This window comes from Tenacibaculum lutimaris (assembly GCF_003610735.1).
Classification (GTDB): domain Bacteria; phylum Bacteroidota; class Bacteroidia; order Flavobacteriales; family Flavobacteriaceae; genus Polaribacter; species Polaribacter lutimaris.
Window position 1 is genome coordinate 497,912 of the sequence record NZ_RAQM01000007.1, and the last position, 17,672, is coordinate 515,583.

A 17,672-nucleotide genomic window follows, 5' to 3' on the forward strand; every position below is an offset into this window, starting at 1 on the left:
TTCAACAAAAAAAAATAGACTCGCTTACGGCTATTCTTGATAAACAATCTTTTTCAGATAGTCTGACAGTAATCAGAATGAACACACTTGCTCATCTTTTGGTAAGGGAAATGCAATTAGATTCAGCGATAAGTTATGCTCAAAAAGCAAAAAAAATATCAAAAAAGCTAGGTTTTAAAATCGATGAAGTAAATGCTTACAATATCATTGGGATTGCTAATGTGTACAAAGGCGAGTACCCCGAAGCTCTGGAAAATTATTTCGAAGGCTTAAAAATATCTAAAGAAATTGATGATAAATGGGGGATAGCAAATTTATATAACCACATCGGGATTACTAATATGTATAGAGGGAACTATCCTGAAGCAATAAAAAGTTATTTTGAATGCTTAAAAAGATTTGAAGAACTCGGGCATAAAAAAGGAATTATAAATGCTTACAATAACATTGGGATTGTTTATAAAAATCAAGGTAAGTACCCCGAAGCACTAAAAAATTACTTTGCAGCCTTGAAAATGTATGAAGAAATTGGGAATAAACATGGAATAGGGATGTCTTACAATAACATCGGGAATGTTTATCAACTTCAAGGTAAGTACCCAGAAGCTTTAGAAAATCACTTAAAATCTTTAAAAATAAAAGAAGAACTGGGTATTAAGCAGGAAATAGCAGGTGCCTATAATAACATTGGAGTTATTTATAAAGAGCAAGGTAAGTATTCCGAAGCAATGGAAAATTATTTTAAATTTTTAAAAATAAGTGAAGAAATCGGGGATAAATCGGGAATAGCACGAGCTAATAATAATATTGGGCTTGTAGAATTAGAATTAAGCCGATTGGCTTCAGCCAAAAAACATTTTGAAAAAGCCTTAGCTCTTTCTCAAAAAATAGGAATGAGCAGTCTTGTTAGAGATGTTTATTACAATTTTGCACAAGCTAATAGCGCTCAAGGTGATTACAAAAATGCTTACGAAAATTACAAGCAGTACATCGTATATCGCGACAGCTTAATTAACAAAGAAAACGAAAAGAAAAGCCTGCAAGCATCTCTTGGATACGAATACGAGAAAAAGACTGCAGTTATTCAAGCAGAACTTAAAACCAAAAAACTACAGCGCAACGTAGCGTATGCAGGTTTAGGGGTTATGGTAGTATTAGCCATTTTTAGCGTTTATTTTTTCAGACTGAGAAATAAAAAATTAGCTGTAGAAAAACAAAATCTAGAATTACAACGTAGAGAGGTGGAGACTATTAAGGAAACCGAGCAGTTTAAATCTCGTTTTTTGGCAAATATTTCACATGAGTTTAGAACACCGCTTACTTTAATTAACGGACACCTAGAAGTATTAAAAGAAAACGGGCGGAAAGAAGATTTTTCTCATTTTGATGAAATGGAACAAAACGGAAAAAGGCTTCTTACTTTAATCAATCAGTTGCTTGACCTCTCGAAAATGGAAAGCGGACAATATAAGTTGAAATACAAAAAAGGAAATGTACTGAACGAAGTAAGTATGTTGGTACAATCTTTTCATTCGTATGCAGAACAACACGGAATTTCGCTGATACTGCAACAAACCGAAAGTGCAAAAACTTTGATTGAAACCTCGTTTGTCTACTCACCAGAAGCTTTGGCTGTTGTTATAACTAATTTAATTTCTAATGCCATAAAATATACGCCTTACGGAGGAAGTGTAAAGGCTACTATAGATTATAGAGAAGGCAAGTTATTTGTAAGCATTTCCGATACCGGAAAAGGTATTTCAGCGGAACATTTACCTAAAGTTTTTGATCGCTTTTATCAAGTGGATGAACCAGGACAACGTGCTTATGCTGGTTCAGGTATCGGACTAGCTTTGGTTAAAGAGTTAGTAATGCTACATGGAGGTGATGTTATGGTAGAATCTCCTTCCGAAAGAGGTTGTGTTTTTACTTTTTGGCTAGAAATTTCAGAAGCTGAAGATGTCGAAAGTACATCATCAATCGCTCAAAATGTTGTGTTTCCAGTTAAAGAAGAAAGCTATATTACTAATGATGAAGAAGGAGGTACAGAGCTTCCTTTGGTGCTTGTTGTGGAAGATCAATCTGAATTAAGGAGCTTCATAGTTCAAAATCTAGGAGATGAATACTGTTATTTAGAAGCGTCAAATGGTAAAGACGGAATTAGGTTAGCACAAGAATTATTACCCGATTTGATTATCAGTGATGTTATGATGCCTGACACAGATGGTTTTGAATTGTGTGAAACACTAAAAAGTAATGTGGTTACTTCTCATATTCCAATTATGTTATTGACTGCAAAAGCAGAACAAAAAGATAAACTTATTGGCTTGGAAACAGGAGCTGACGATTATTTGACTAAACCTTTTTCACTGAACGAGCTAAAGCTCCGTGTAAGAAATATTTTGAGTTTTAAAGAATTGCTCCGTAAAAAATTTGAAGGAAATACTATTCCTACGGCAGAAGAAACTTCAGAATTGAATAGCAGAGATAGAAAATTTGTAGATGATATAACACAATCAGTAGAAAAAAATATTTCCAATTTACAGTTTGGGGTAAATGTTTTGGCAGAAGACGTATTTCTGTCAGTAAGTCAGCTTACTCGAAAGCTTAAAACTATCACAGGAAAAACTCCTGCCGACTTCATCCGTAATATTCGTTTAGAAAAGGCTGTTGAACTATTGAAAAACGGTGAGAGTGTAGCAGATGTTACTTGGGAAGTCGGGTTTAAAGATTCAGTTTATTTTAGTAAGGTTTTCAAAAAACATTTTGGCTTTTCGCCTTCTTCGGTAAAAAGATAAAACACATCATTTAGCGTATTAATTTTACAAAATTTTAGACCTGATAAGTTTTTAAACTTATCAGGTCTGTTTTTTCTATGTGTCTGGTATTTATTGTTTTATGGTTTTTTTTAATTGAAGAATGCGTAAAAAACACCAAGTTTTTGCATGATTTTTACCAAAGGGAAATAATGAAACACCTGTACATTTGAACCTATAAATTCAAACAAAAAACATTTGTATTTATTCATGTATAATTTAACAAAATTCAATTCTTAAAAAATGTTTAACAAACTAATTATTAAAAAAATGATGAAAACAAAAGTACTTCTAAGATTAACAATACTGATTTTAGCAACGACTATGTTAGGTTCTTGTGGTAGTGTGACACCATATCAAACTGGAATTAATTCTCAAACTCAACGAGTAGATTCAAAGTTAAAAAGAAGTGATTATAGTTTGATTGAGAAACCATTTACAGGAACTGTGGTGAACAAGAAAAGGTTTAAAAAATACACAGTAGATCAATTAAAAGAGGCTGCTTTTATGGAAGCAGAAAAGGCAGCTATAAAAAGTGGAGCAGATGGTGTGTTGAATCCTGTATTTATGGTTGATCAAAAACGTAAAAGGTTTTTTGTTACAGCTCGTGTAAAAGGTTATAAATTGAAGAGCGATGATGAATATCTTGATATGGAGAACAACTTAAAGCATAATCCAAATAAAAAGTAATCTTTTACTTATTAAACTTAAAAGAGCTAAAATAACAAATGAGATTTTAGCTCTTTTTTCAAATTAATTATGATGAAATAGAAGTGCTTAGTCTTACTGTTTTCTTTGCTATTTATTTTTTACTAAAGTTAAAAAGGAAAACTTAAAGATCGAAAATTAGATTAAGCTGAATCAATTAAATTTATAAAAATGACAAAAATTAAAATTATAATGCTAGCAATGCTAGTAATAGTCTTTACCGTTAGTTCATGCAGTAATAGTGATGACTCTTGTATTGAGTCTGTTTGGTATGAGGATAGTGACAAAGATGGCTTTGGGAACTCTGAAGTAACTCAATTATCATGTACTCAGCCAGAAAACTTCGTTTCTAATTCAGATGATATTGATGATACAAATGCCACTCTAAATCCTAATACCGTTTGGCAAGGGAGTAAAATTACTTTTACAAAAGCAGATAATGCTGACTGGACACAAGAAGCAAACCAAGATAGGATAACTGACAATGTTTGGATTACTAGAGCAGATTATCATGGTATTTTTAATATTGCGGTAGAAGATTATTATACTAGGGCTTTAAACCCTCCATCAGATACTCAATGGGCAATTGGAACAACAGCAGATATTGGGAGCTTAACTTTTCAATACTGGGAAGACATGAAAAATAGTTACCCGTACCCGGATAGTATAGTGAATCAAGATTTGGTTGTTCATTTAATAACTGATAATATTTACATAGATATTAAATTTACAGCTTGGTCTATATATGATAATGGAGGAGGGTTCAGTTATGAACGATCTACAAAGAATTAACTTTTACTGAGAAGATGTGAATTCAATGGCTACAAATAGCTAAGTTTTGTGGTCATTGTTTTTATAAATTAATAACTAAACTGAAACTTAGACTAAACCGTTTAACAGACTAATTATGATGAAATACAAGTATTTAATCTTACTATTTTTTCTTTGCATTTTATCTTTTACAAAGGGACATGCACAAAATCTTAAGCTCGAAAATCTGATTAAGCTGAACCAGTTAAATTTGGAAGAATTTCAAGAATATATGTATGGAAATCAATTCTCTTTTCTTCACGCTAAAACAAATAGCAAAACAGACACCATTTCGTTTGTTAATAAAAAGGATATTATAGCAGGATTTATTGTGTCCAAAAAAACGAATACGGTATTCGTAGAAAACATAAAAGAAGATTATTTTAAGGAATTAAATAGTGATTTGAAATACCCTGACTTTATTTTGGTTGAGACCAAGATAAAAACAGAAAATATATTAGAGAAAATATATGTCAATAAAAAAACAGAAAATATTATTCAGGTGTCTGTGATTTCAAATAACAAAAAATCAAATCAGATTGAGAATTTGTACAAACTTACAGTAGTTAAACCTACTACATATGTTTACAGAAAATTTTTATCAAAAGTTAAAAAATAATTTGTAAAAATTAAGTTACAGGGGGATGACTATACAGCTTGTTTTGGTTTTAATATCATTCATGATAAGTTAGTTATAGTTAATTTAAGTGTTTTCTGTTTCACCACAAAAAACTATTCGATTCTCGAACCTTACATAAACTTTTACCCTTTAAGTAAAGCTTTTTTGTATAAGGGGGTGACTTATTTAAATATAAACAAATGTATTGGATAGGGTACTAAGTAATAGTAATCAGAAATAATAACGCCTTTTTTATCAAAATAGAATTAGAACTCGGAATTCTTGTAGAGCCGATAAAGAAACCCTACCTTTGTAGTGTATTAATGTTCTATTCCTTTTTCAGGAGAAAATCTACGAGTCTTTGTACTATCTATCTGTTTTTACTTCAGTTTTTTAGTCTTCAGTTGCTTTATAAAGCATTTTCAATAGAATTTTTAATCTAAAATAGTATCGTATAAAATCACAGGCTGCATTGTGTAGTGCTGTGAGATAATTTGTATGATTTAAAATTAAAATGTCTAATAATTAAAATCACATCATATGTTAAGAATAGTTGTAAAAGAAGGTGAAAATATTGACAGAGCCTTAAAACGTTACAAGCGTAAGTTTAGAGATGTAAAAGTTTTACAAGAGTTGAGAGAGAGAAAACAATACACTAAACCTTCTGTAACTAAAAGAGCTCAAGTGCAAAAAGCAGCTTATAAAGAGCAATTGTTTAAAGAAGAATAGTTTTAAAACTATATAAAATAGAATAAGCGCAACCAAATTGGTTGCGTTTTTTGTTGTAGGAGTGCCATATAGTAAGCTATTCTATAAATAAAAAGATATTTTCCTTAGGGTTAATTTAGTGTCCTATTTTAAGAAGTAAGTTCTTTAGTTATTTGTCTTTTATGAATTTTAAAAATATTTAACATGAAGATTATTATTTCAAAGCTATCAGTTGAAAATACAGATTTAAGGGATTATTACTTGATAAATGATGTTTCAATAGGATTAGAATTAGCACTAAAGCAAAAAAACATAATTGAAAATAAAGAAGTGTTTAATAAGTTAGAGGCTTTAAGTAAAGAAGCAAAAAAGTTGCCTATTTCTTTATGGAAAGAATTAGATTTTAATAATCAAATTAAAGCACGTAATATTGGGCTTGAAGCGTTAGAGATTATTAACGAAATGACAGAGTGAAAACTTTTTTCAGAAAAAAGAAAGTTAGTTGCAATCTAATAGAATATAAAAACCGCAACCAAATTGGTTGCGGTTTTTATTATTTTTAATAATAATTTAAATTATTCTACAATAGATAATTCGTCTACAATACGTTTAGCACCAGCATATTTGTCGATTAACCAAAGTACATATCTAATATCTACGTTGATAGTACGTTGTAAGTTAGAATCGAAAATAACATCACCAGCCATTGCCTCAATGTTACCATCAAATGCTAAACCGATTAATTCACCTTTTCCGTTTAAAACTGGTGAACCAGAGTTTCCTCCTGTAATATCATTATCAGACAAGAAGTTAACAGGTAATTCACCTTTACTGTTGGCATATCTACCATAATCTTTTTTCTCATAGATGTCTAACATATCTTTAGATAAATCAAACTCGCTATCGTTTGGCTTGTATTTTTTTACCATTCCTTTTAACGTTGTGTAGTTGTTAATACTAGCATCGTTACTAGGGTCTTTAGGTAAAGCTCTTACTTTTCCGTAAGTTAAACGTAAAGTAGAGTTAGCGTCTGGATATTTAATATTACTTAAACCAGACTTACGTAAACCATCTACTAATAATCTAAATGACTTTTGGTAATCGTTTAATGGTTGTACTAAGTTTTCAGGTTGCTCTCTATATTTACCTAATAATTGAGAAGATAAGATATATAATGGGTCGTTAGCTAACAATTCTTTAGTTGGGTATTTTAAGAAAGCTGTTGCACGTTCTTTAGATGTGAAAATACTTAATTCGAAAATAGAATTTACATAATCATTAATGTCTCCATCTTTAGCGATTTCAGCTACAATCTCTGGTAATTCGTAATTTGCTTTAGCTGCATATAATTTAAGTTGCTCAGCTAAAATTTCTTTTTCTAAAGGTAAATGGTAGTTTGTGTAACTACTTTCTATAAAAGCATTCAATCTAGGCATTAAATTCTTACGAGCAGCTTCGTTAGCATTAATATAAGATTCTAATCCTTTACCAATTTGATATGGTAAAACAGCGAATTTACTAGAACGTAATAATAACATTAAGTAGTTGTCGTGTTTTGCCTTGTTGTTAGTTAAGCTATAGTAATTGTTAATGTTAGTAACAACATTTCCGTAAGTAGCTTTGTTATACTTTTTGTTAGCCCATTTGTCAAATTTCTTTTCAACTTTACGTTTAGTTTCGGCAGTTTTATGAGCTGTTAAAGCGTCAATCATACCTTGTCTGTTTTTCCAATAGTTGGCAATTCTAGCATATTGAGAAGCATACATTAAGTTGATAGAAGCATCTTCATCCATATATTTCTTCATGACATCCATACTAAGTTTAGATCCTTCTACCCAAGCAGGATATGCGTAGTTTACGTTTTGCTCGATTCCTTCTGCTGGCATCCAACGGTTTGTTCTACCAGGATATCCTAAAATCATTGCAAAATCATTTTCTTTTACCCCTTTAATATTTACAGGTAAGTGGTATTTTGCTTTTAATGGTACGTTGTTTTCAGAATACTCTGCAGGATTTCCTTTAGCATCGGCATACACTCTAAATAAAGAAAAATCTCCTGTGTGACGAGGCCACTCCCAGTTGTCTGTATCTCCACCATATTTACCAACTTTATCAGAAGGCGTACCTACTAATCGTACATCTTTATAATCTTCGTATACAAAATAGTAGTACTCATTACCTTGGAAAAAAGAACGTACAGAAACTGTGTATTTACCACCTTCGTTGTTTTCTTTTTCGATTTTAGCAATTTCTTTGTTAATAGTAGCTTCACGTTCTTTTTCTGTCATAGAATCGTTTACTTTAGATAAGATACGTTCTGAAACATCATCCATTCTAACAAAGAACCTTACAAAAAGACTTTCTGGTTTAAGTTCGTCTTTTAGTGTTTTAGCCCAATAGCCATTTTTAAGGTGATTTTGTTCTTCTGAAGATAATTCTGCAATAGCATCATAACCACAGTGGTGGTTTGTAAGTACTAAACCGTTATCTGAAATAATACTAGCAGTACAACCACCGTTAAATTGAACGATAGCATCTTTAAGGCTTTGGTTGTTAATGCTGTAAATTTCCTCAGCTGTTAACTGAAGTCCCATTTTTTGCATATCACGTTCGTTTAAACGTTTAATATGCATTAAAAACCACATTCCTTCATTGGCAAATAATGAAGCAGGAAGTAAGATTAAAAAAGCAATTAAAAAAAGGCTTGTTTTTTTCATAATATAATTTGAATAATAAAAAATTAGGTTGATTTTTTAATTAGAAAATTGTCTTTAAAAACTGAATAAGGTTAAGGTACCTGTTTCAGAACTTCACTAATTAAACAATCAGTTTGTAAAAATACTTAATAATTCATTTAAGGTAAGAAGAGGAAACGTTAAAAAAATGGAAGAAAGCATATGTTGAATTAAAATAGTTTTAACTGTATTGATAGTGAAGAAATGGGTTATTATGGTTTAAAAATAAAAAACCCTTACAAACACTGGGCTTATAAGGGTTAAAAGTGGAGACGCCGAGAATAGACCTTTTTTTACCTTAGTATATCTCATCCCTTGCTGTATCTACTGAAAACGTTGGGTTTGTTAAATTTTTATAATTATTTTTATGGTGGTTTATATAGAGAATATTACCTTTATTGACACCTAAATTGACACCCATTAGCTATGACATGTACATTTAACCTTAAGGATAAAAATAAAGATGGACTAACCTTAATTTATCTAAAAGCCTATTTTAAAAAAGAGGGAAAAAGGTTTGTTTATTCAACAGGAGAATCTATTCATCCCAAGGAATGGGATTTTAAAAATAGATTACCTAATAATTTAACAGGAAGAACTTCGCAAGCAGATAGTCATAGGACTATAAAAAGACAGTTAGACAGATATTCTAATTTGTTTTTGCTCATTACGGAAACTTATAAGAATACAAATCAAGAGTTAACAGTAGAGAAAATTAGGCAAGAATTTGATAAAGAATTTAAAAGAGTTACTGCTGGGAAAAATAAATTTTATGAAGCTTATGACGAGTTTATGGCTTTTAAGCAAAAAAATCAAGAATGGTCTAACGCAACGGTTAAAAGATATAAGAACATAAAAAAACTACTAGAAGATTTTGAAAAAGTAAAAAAGTACAAAATTACATTTGATACTATTAACCAAAAATTTTATACTGAGTTTACCGATTTTTGTATGGTAAATCGAGGGCATATAAATAATACGTTTACTAGAAATGTAGGATTGGTTAAAACTTTTCTTTTTTGGGCTTTGAAAAACGGTCATACCTATAAAGCAGATTTTATAAACTTTAAGAAAAAACCTAAAGTTATTACAAATCAGATAGCTCTTAGAAAAGAAGATTTAGAAACTTTATTAAAATCAAAAATGCCTTCTAAGAAATTAGAACGAGTGAAGGATGTTTTTATCTTTTCATGTGTTACAGGTATGAGGTTTGGTGAATTAAAGTTTGTTTCTAAAAATATTATAGACGGGAAAACATTATTACTTAAAGAAGAAAAAGGGTCAGGTAAAAAGAGTAGAGAAATTCCTTTAAGTGGTATAGCTTTACACGTTTTAGAAAAATATGATTATACTTTGCCTATGATTGCTAATCAGAAGTATAATGATTATATAAAAGATGTTTTTGCAGAAGCGGGTTATACTCATGATGTTGTAAAAACCTCTACTAGAGGTAAAGAAGTAATACGAGAAACAATACCTTTTAACAAAAGAATAAGTTCTCACACAGCTAGAAGAACATTTATTACCATGATGAAAAGAAATGGAAAAAGTGATAAACTTATTGCTGAAATATCAGGTCATAATGATATGAAAACACTAAATCAATATTACCAAGTATCAAATGAAGATGTAAAAGATGCTGTAAATGAAACTTTTGATATAGAATTTTAAAAAATAGCTTAATAATGAATTACGGAGAAAAATTTGTTGACTCATTTAATGAAAAATTTGAAGAGATATGTATTCATGCTAAAGAAAAGTTTGAAAGTTGTTATGATACAAACTACTCATTTAGAAAAGTAGAATTAATGATTGTTAATTCTCTAGGGGATGAAAAAAGCAAAATAGAAAAATCAATAGACCTTAATCAAGAAGTATTTGATAAATGTCATAATCATCTAAATTGGTTTACTGCAAATTATACTTCTGATGTTTCAGTTTCTTTGATTAATGATGAAGTAAGAGAGGAGTTTTTAAGGCAAATAAAAAAAGAAAGCGAATCGGTTAATTACTCTAAGTTTATAGACTTATTTTCAAAATGGGAAGCTATTCGTCGTTATACCATTTTTGTAAAAGAAAATAATAGTGAATTAGCTAAAAAATTTAAGTCAAAAAAGATTGGAGATTTTTTAAGTGTTGTAAAGACAAAAAGAGAATTACATAGCCTACAAAGCCTTAAAAAAACAAAAAAAGAAATTGAAAGATCAAATTATGATTTAACAGAGAATGAGAAATTGATTCTTTTACATGTTTTAATGCATCGATTCGTTAAAGAAGATTATAAGAAGCCAAGTCCAGTATATTTTAGAGTTTTGTCTTTAACCTCAGGGGTTTTGAATGAAGACGATTTTAATAGAGCAACAACAGGTAATAAGAAGTATGATTATTTCTTAAGTGGGAAAAACGTTTCTAAAAAATCTGATTATGACAAAAATAAGATGATTGATGAAATAATAAGAAAAATTGAAGACATAAATAATATAAGTAGCTTTATATCATGTCTTAAAATGTATAAAATTAAAAAATAACACCGTTAAATTTGCGCTATAATTCTGTGTTTTAATGGGTTTAAAGTGTTGGTTTTTTGAGTTTTACATATTTTTTTAAGGGTGCTAAACTTCCATTAAACTGATGTTCTTTATAACTTAATCTACAATCTTTGCAGTAATAAAACATAAATATTCAATCCATGGATATTAGTAATTACTGAATATGATGTGTTTTTAAATATTAATTAAAATAAAAAAAGCATATTATGAAAAGTAGTATAATAGTAACAACACCAGAAGAACTTATAGGTATAATTGATACAGCAGTATCATCAAGAATTAACCCACTAGAAGAGTTAATCAACAGTAAGTTAAATCCTAAAAAAGAAAATGTAACAGTTAAAGAAGCAGCAAAAAGGTTAAATGTTACAGAGCTTACAATAAGAAACTATATTAAAAAGGGTGTGATTGATGCTTCAAAAATTGGAAGAAGAATTGTTATAAACCTTGAAGCTTTGGAGAATACATTAAAGGAGGTTAAATCTTTAAAATATCGTAGATAGTATGGAAGATTTAAACACACAAAGCGAAGTTTTTAAAAACAACTTGATTTTTATTGCGGATAACCTCCAATCTGAAATGTATAAATTAAAAATTAATAGAGCGACTGATTTTCTTTTAAACAAACATTTAGATTTTTATACCAATGAGCTGGATAGGATTAAAGAATTAACAACTAATAATCCAAGGTTTAAATGGCAACTTTTAGAGCAAGAAATTGATTCTAATTTTAAAAAAGATAAGTCATTAACAGGAGCAACTATTTTTTTTGATTGGAAACATAACGTGAGTCCTAATAGGTTAGTAGTAAACTTTAAATTATAGGTAGTTATGGATTACGTTAGAATTGGTACAGATTATTACAAGATTTGTAGTGTGCCGCTTTATAGTGGAGACGCAACTAGAACATTGCTTAAATGGTCTAAAGGAGAAATAATTACTGATAAAGGTAAAGATTTTTTAAAATCAATCAAGAAGTATGATGGCTTTATTACTATACCAGATCATCAGAACTATAAGCAAGAAATAAATTCTTTTTACAATCAATATGAAAAGTTAGAACATAAATTGGTTGAAGGTAAGTTTGATAAAACAAAGGAGTTTTTGAAACATATTTTTGGAGAACAATATGAGTTAGGTTTAGATTACCTTACAATATTATGGCAAATTCCAACGCAAATTTTACCTATACTATGTTTGGTTAGTAATTCTCGGAACACAGGAAAAACTTCTTTCTTAAAATGGTTGAAACTTATATTTCAAGGAAATATGACTATTAATAAAAATGAGGATTTTAGAAGTCGATTTAATAGCGACTGGGCATCTAAATTAATTATTTCGGTCGATGAAGTTCTTTTAGATAGAAGAGAAGATAGTGAACGAATTAAAAACCTTTCTACTGCGGGTACATATAAAATTGAATCTAAAGGAAAAGACAAAGTAGAAACTAATTTCTTTGGTAAGTTTATATTGTGTTCTAATAATGAAGAAAATTTTATTCAAATAGATGAAAACGAAATTCGTTATTGGGTAATTAAAGTAAACTCTTTTCAAGTTGAAGATGTAGATATGTTGGAGAAGTTAAAAAGTGAAATTCCGTATTTTCTATACTTTTTAAATAGTAGAAAAATAGTTTCTGAAAGAATGACTCGAATGTGGTTTACAAAACAGCAGATTTATACACCTGCGTTAGATAAACTTGTAAAAGGAAACAAAACATATTTAAGTCAAGAAATCAAAGAAATTATAACAGATGACTTCATTGCGTTTGAAGTTGATGTTTTGTGTTACACCGCAAAAGATTTAGTTGAAAAGTTAAGTAAAGGATTAAGAACCACTAACTTTAAAGTTTCAAAAACTTTGAAAGACGATTATAAATTAAAATCTTTTAATGGATGTTATAGAAAATACTATTTCTCCCTTAGCACTTCACAAAAAACAATTGTCGATTATGAAACAGAAAGAGGAAGGTACTATGAATTTTTGAAAAGTGATTTCATAGATAGCTCGTTGACTGTTGACAAAGCAACCCATTCGTGAGTAAAATAGCAACATTCAGAGGGTAACAAGAGTTCAACAGTTAGTCAACACAAAATGTAAAAAGCGCATGTTGACTAACTGTTGATTTTTTGTTGAGCTTATAAGCCCTTATTTTACGGTGGTTTGTTGCAGTTGTTCAACGCAACAACGAAAATTTAACTGTTTGTTTCTTTTTTTTTAAGTGTATTGTTGCGTTTTGCGTTATTTATGCAAAAACCAACTATCAAATTCATTGTTGGTTTCTTTGTGCCGTATTGTAAGCTTTTAGTTATACTTCTTTGCTAATTGCGTTTTGCTCTTTCAAAGAAAATTAAGGGTTTTATTCTGTGTAAGAAAGCAATGCTACATCAGGATTACTAAATATTAATAATAATTGCATATTATTTTTTTTAAAGTAATTTTATAGCTAATAAAAAAAATAGCTATTAATGGCATTATATCAACCGTCAGTACTTAAACACTATTTAAAATTACAAGATAGTGATGCACTAAATAAAGCCTATAAAAAATATACAAAGTACTTTCTTAATCCTACTATTCAAGATAATATACGTAGTTCTAAAGAAGAAGAATATCAAGGTATTTTTTTAACTGAATTATTCGTAAATGTATTAGACTATACATTAAAGCCTAATGCAAATTATAATTTGGTTGCAGAGTATAAAAACCAAAACAATGCACGTAAAGCAGATGGAGCTATTTTAAGCAATGAAACTGCAATTGGGGTTATAGAACTAAAAGGTACAAATACAAAAGATTTAGAAAGTATTCGTAAACAAGCTTTTGATTATAAAACCAATCAAAAAGGATGTGTTTATGTAATAACTTCAAACTTTGAAAAATTACGTTTTTATATAAATGACGCAACCGAGTTTGAAGAGTTTAACTTGTTTGCACTAACGCAAGACCAATTTGCGTTGTTGTATTTATGCTTGCAAAAAGATAATATTCTTAATAACGTGCCACTAGCAATAAAAGAAGCATCGGTAGTTGAAGAAGAAAAAATTACCAAACAATTTTACAAAGACTACTCACTATTTAAACGAGAGTTATATAGAGATTTAGTAAAACGTAATGCAAGGCAATTAAAAAACGAAGCGCAATTGCGTATAACTGCAACGCAAACGCAAGAAGCAACAGAGGAAGAGCAAAAAGAATTACTACGTTTAGAGAAAAATGTAAAACTTACGTTGTTTAAGAAGTCGCAAAAATTAATAGATAGGTATTTATTTATCTTTTTTGCGGAAGATCGTGCGTTATTACCTCCTAATAGTACACAGCAAATCCTAGACAAGTGGAAAAATGATGTAGATTTTGGAGATGAAAGACCGTTGTATGATTTATTTAAGCAATATTTTAATTTTTTAGACCAAGGTAGGGCAGGAACTAAAAGTAGAGCAGAAATATATGCCTATAATGGAGGGTTGTTTAAACCTGACACAATACTTGATGCACTTGAAATAGATAATGAACTGCTATACAAACACACCAGTAAATTAGCAGCTTATGATTTCGAGAGTCAAGTAGATGTAAACATACTAGGTCATATTTTTGAAAACTCATTAAACGAAATAGAAAGTGTTAATGCAGAAATTGAAGGTGGAGAATTTGATAAACAAAAATCTAAACGTAAAAAAGATGGTGTTTTTTACACACCTAAATACATAACAAAATACATAGTAGAAAATACAGTTGGTAAACTGTGTGAAGAAAAGAAAACCGAATTAGGCTTTAAAGAAGAAGAATATTTTAAAGGACGCAAAAAGCGACAAAAAGCAACGATTGAAAAGTTAGTTGGTATTTTAGATGCCTACCGTGATTGGTTATTGCAACTCACTATTTGCGACCCCGCTTGCGGTTCGGGTGCGTTTTTAAACCAAGCTTTAAACTTTTTAATTGCTGAGCATAATTATATAGATGAGCTTAAAACAAAAGTGTTAGGTGGTGGTTTCCAGTTTCCTGATATTGAAAATACCATTTTAGAAAACAATATTTACGGGGTTGATTTGAATGAAGAATCTGTAGAAATTGCGAAATTATCCTTATGGTTGCGTACCGCACAACCACGACGCAAATTAAACGATTTAAGTAGCAACATTAAATGCGGTAACAGTTTAATAGATAGTAAAACTGTTGCGGGCGACAAAGCTTTTAATTGGCAAGAGCAGTTTCCGCAAGTGTTTGCAAAAGGAGGTTTTGATGTCATTATTGGAAATCCGCCTTATGTTAACCTTGAAAGAATGAAAGAAGTGTCTATAGCTCTTCAAAAGCAAGGTTATTTAACATATAATAAAAGAGGCGACTTATATATTTTGTTTGTTGAAAAAGCATTTAGTTTAGTAAAAGAAAATGGTTATTGTTCTTATATTATGCCAAATAAATGGCTTCAAGCTGGTTATGGAGAAAATTTAAGAGCATTTTTTTTAACTAAAGAATTACAGCAATTAATTGATTTTGGAGATATTCAAATTTTTGACGGAGCAACAACGTATCCATGCATTTTTATTGCAAAAAATAATGAGCCAAAGAAAAAAATTAATGTATCAGTTTTAAAATCCACAAATGCATTTGACTTTGAAACAATTGTGAATAGTAGTAATGAATCTTTTGAAATTACAGACTTTAGCAAAGAGACATGGGTTATATCTTCTAAATTAGAAAAGAGTCTTTTAAATCGTTTAACCAAAAATAAATCTTTAGAAGAGTTTGTTAATGGAGAAGCTAACTACGGTATCAAATTTGGTTTAACAGAAGCATTTTTAATTGATAGTAAAAAAAGACAAGAGCTAATAAATCAAGATATAAACTCAGAAAAAATAATTGGCTCTATTTTAAGAGGAAGGGACTTAACAAGGTATGGTAAACCTATAAAAGATAGCCTAGATTCTATAATTTTAGCAGGTTTTGGTACTTATAAATTCATTGAAAAAGATTATCCAGCAATTTATAATCATTTATTAAAATATGAAGATAAGTTAAAAAAAAGAGGTCAATGTAATGGAAGTAAAATGTCAGATGAAAAACCTTTTTTAGGACAACATCATTGGCTTGAGTTAGACAATAATCCATCGGAAGCATATTTGTCTTTATATAAGAAACCAAAAATAATGTACCAAGCATTTCAAGTAAAACCTTGTTTTATTTTTGATGAGCAAGAATTGTATTGTAATAATTCTATGTGGATAATACCAACAGATAACAAAGCTTTGTTAGGTGTATTAAATTCTAAAATGGGTTGGTTTTTAATTACCAAATATTGTACTCAAATTCAAAATGGTTGTCAATTAATTTGGAAATATTTTGGTAAAATTCCTGTTCCTGAACTAAATAATTCTGATTTAGATTTAAAGGTTGATGAAATGCTTTTATTAAACGAAAATTTTCAAATTATTAATAACAAATTTCAAAAATACCTTCAACAAACTTTCCAGCTAGAAAAACTACCTAAAAAACTTCAAAACTGGCACGAGTTAGAATTTGGAGACTTTATAAAAGAGCTTAACAAAGCAATAAAAGCAAATAACAAACAACGTGTTAAAGATGGTTTAGAAGAAGTGCCAACGCTAACCAAAAAAGACGAGTTTGAGTGGTTAGACCTATTTGAAGAGAACAAACAAAAAGCACAAGCCTTACAAAACCAAATAACGCAAACCGACGCAGCAATTGATGCTATGGTGTATGAGTTGTACGGTTTAACTGAAGAAGAAATAAAAATTGTAGAGAATAGTTAATGTTAGTGATAAAAAGAGTATAAAAATGTCAACAAGTTTATATGCAATATCAAACATAACATTATCTAAAAAGGTAAACGTTGAGTTTTTAAATGCCAAAATTCAAGAGCTTAAAGCGTTAAATTGGAAGTTTATAAATAGCCTTTTTATTAATGAAAACGGAGAAGAAACAAGTATACAAAATAATGAAGACTGGCATTATGAGGTAATTAATGAAGATGGTTTTTTAGAAGTAGATTTTACAGGAAGTTTTTGTTTTACTATTACACTAATGCCTAATATAGCTTTTGTAAGTACAATTTACAAGTATCGTATGCTATATGAGTTAAATGAGCATCAAGATATTTTAGAAAATTTCAGAGTAAACTTATATAATTTAATCACAATTTTTGGTGGTACTGAAGTAATTTTTTTAGCAGATAATGCAACTAATAAGCTAAATAATTATTTAGAGTTAATGGCTTGGGAAAATGTGCCTTACAACGATATAAAAAATAAAATGATTAATGAGTTTGGGCAGCCTATTATAGATTACAGTTTGTTGGATTATAGTAAATTATCGTATAGTAACATTAACGAATTTGTATTAGATGATTTAAGCAATGTTTTACCTATAACGTTGTTTAAAGTTGGTACAGAAGGCGGAGCAATATCAATTTATAAATCTAAGAAGGAAAATACCAATAGCTTTTATTATTTCTTTAAAGTTAATGAAGGCATTTATGAATCAGATAGTGGAGGTATAGGATTACCTAGAATAGAATATGAAGAATTTGATACCTTTACATCAGCATATAAAAAATGTAAGGAAAAATACAATTATTTACTACAATTATACCCTGTTTATGTTGATAGGGAAATTCATGAGTTTATTAAAACAGAATTAGAAAAAGAAAGTTTAAGCAGTAGTAGTTTAGACAATTGGGAAAGAAAATTAAAAAATTGACTTAGATTAT

14 protein-coding genes are annotated in these 17,672 nt (G+C 29.5%); 13 read left to right on the forward strand and 1 reads right to left on the reverse strand.

The genetic code is table 11. The features are described 5' to 3' along the window. The first annotated feature begins 77 nt into the window (after positions 1-77). The 6 genes from C8N26_RS05975 (at position 78) to C8N26_RS06000 (ending at position 6,135) form a co-directional block, all read left to right on the forward strand. Positions 78-2,798: a tetratricopeptide repeat protein gene (locus C8N26_RS05975; protein ID WP_170141629.1), complete on the forward strand. Its 2,721-nt coding sequence runs from the start codon at positions 78-80 to the stop codon at positions 2,796-2,798. A gap of 288 nt (positions 2,799-3,086) precedes the next feature. After that, positions 3,087-3,506, forward strand: a complete 420-nt coding sequence (locus tag C8N26_RS05980; protein WP_147418485.1) for a hypothetical protein — start codon at positions 3,087-3,089, stop codon at positions 3,504-3,506. Positions 3,507-3,695: 189 nt separating this feature from the next. After that, complete coding sequence (locus C8N26_RS05985) at positions 3,696-4,316, forward strand: hypothetical protein (protein ID WP_120186472.1); 621 nt, start codon at positions 3,696-3,698, stop codon at positions 4,314-4,316. Between the two features lie 115 nt (positions 4,317-4,431). Continuing rightward, complete coding sequence (locus tag C8N26_RS05990; protein ID WP_120186473.1) at positions 4,432-4,953, forward strand: hypothetical protein; 522 nt, start codon at positions 4,432-4,434, stop codon at positions 4,951-4,953. A gap of 540 nt (positions 4,954-5,493) precedes the next feature. Continuing rightward, positions 5,494-5,682 carry a 30S ribosomal protein S21 gene (gene rpsU, locus C8N26_RS05995; protein WP_028890670.1) on the forward strand — a complete coding sequence of 63 codons (189 nt, stop codon included), beginning with the start codon at positions 5,494-5,496 and terminating at the stop codon, positions 5,680-5,682. 183 nt (positions 5,683-5,865) lie between these two features. After that, positions 5,866-6,135, forward strand: coding sequence for a hypothetical protein (locus C8N26_RS06000; RefSeq protein WP_120186474.1), 270 nt, complete (start codon positions 5,866-5,868; stop codon positions 6,133-6,135). Between the two features lie 101 nt (positions 6,136-6,236). Here C8N26_RS06000 and C8N26_RS06005 read toward each other — a convergent pair whose 3' ends face one another. Continuing rightward, on the reverse strand, positions 6,237-8,378 hold the full coding sequence (locus C8N26_RS06005) for a S46 family peptidase (RefSeq protein WP_120186475.1): 2,142 nt from the start codon (positions 8,376-8,378) through the stop codon (positions 6,237-6,239). A gap of 444 nt (positions 8,379-8,822) precedes the next feature. Between C8N26_RS06005 and C8N26_RS06010 the strand changes: the two genes are divergently transcribed. From C8N26_RS06010 to C8N26_RS06040, 7 genes are all read left to right on the forward strand, one after another. Beyond that, the gene (locus C8N26_RS06010) at positions 8,823-10,067 is read left to right on the forward strand and encodes a tyrosine-type recombinase/integrase (protein ID WP_120186476.1); all 1,245 of its coding nucleotides are present in this window, start codon (positions 8,823-8,825) and stop codon (positions 10,065-10,067) included. 14 nt (positions 10,068-10,081) lie between these two features. Next, positions 10,082-10,924, forward strand: a complete 843-nt coding sequence (locus tag C8N26_RS06015) for a hypothetical protein (protein WP_120186477.1) — start codon at positions 10,082-10,084, stop codon at positions 10,922-10,924. A gap of 227 nt (positions 10,925-11,151) precedes the next feature. Then, positions 11,152-11,448, forward strand: a complete 297-nt coding sequence (locus C8N26_RS06020; RefSeq protein WP_120186478.1) for a helix-turn-helix domain-containing protein — start codon at positions 11,152-11,154, stop codon at positions 11,446-11,448. 1 nt (position 11,449) lies between these two features. Beyond that, positions 11,450-11,770, forward strand: coding sequence for a hypothetical protein (locus C8N26_RS06025; protein ID WP_120186479.1), 321 nt, complete (start codon positions 11,450-11,452; stop codon positions 11,768-11,770). A gap of 6 nt (positions 11,771-11,776) precedes the next feature. Beyond that, on the forward strand, positions 11,777-12,985 hold the full coding sequence (locus C8N26_RS06030) for a primase-helicase family protein (protein WP_120186480.1): 1,209 nt from the start codon (positions 11,777-11,779) through the stop codon (positions 12,983-12,985). Positions 12,986-13,413: 428 nt separating this feature from the next. Next, the gene (locus C8N26_RS06035; RefSeq protein WP_120186481.1) at positions 13,414-16,716 is read left to right on the forward strand and encodes an Eco57I restriction-modification methylase domain-containing protein; all 3,303 of its coding nucleotides are present in this window, start codon (positions 13,414-13,416) and stop codon (positions 16,714-16,716) included. A gap of 25 nt (positions 16,717-16,741) precedes the next feature. Next, on the forward strand, positions 16,742-17,662 hold the full coding sequence (locus C8N26_RS06040; protein ID WP_120186482.1) for a hypothetical protein: 921 nt from the start codon (positions 16,742-16,744) through the stop codon (positions 17,660-17,662). The last annotated feature ends 10 nt before the right edge of the window (positions 17,663-17,672 follow it).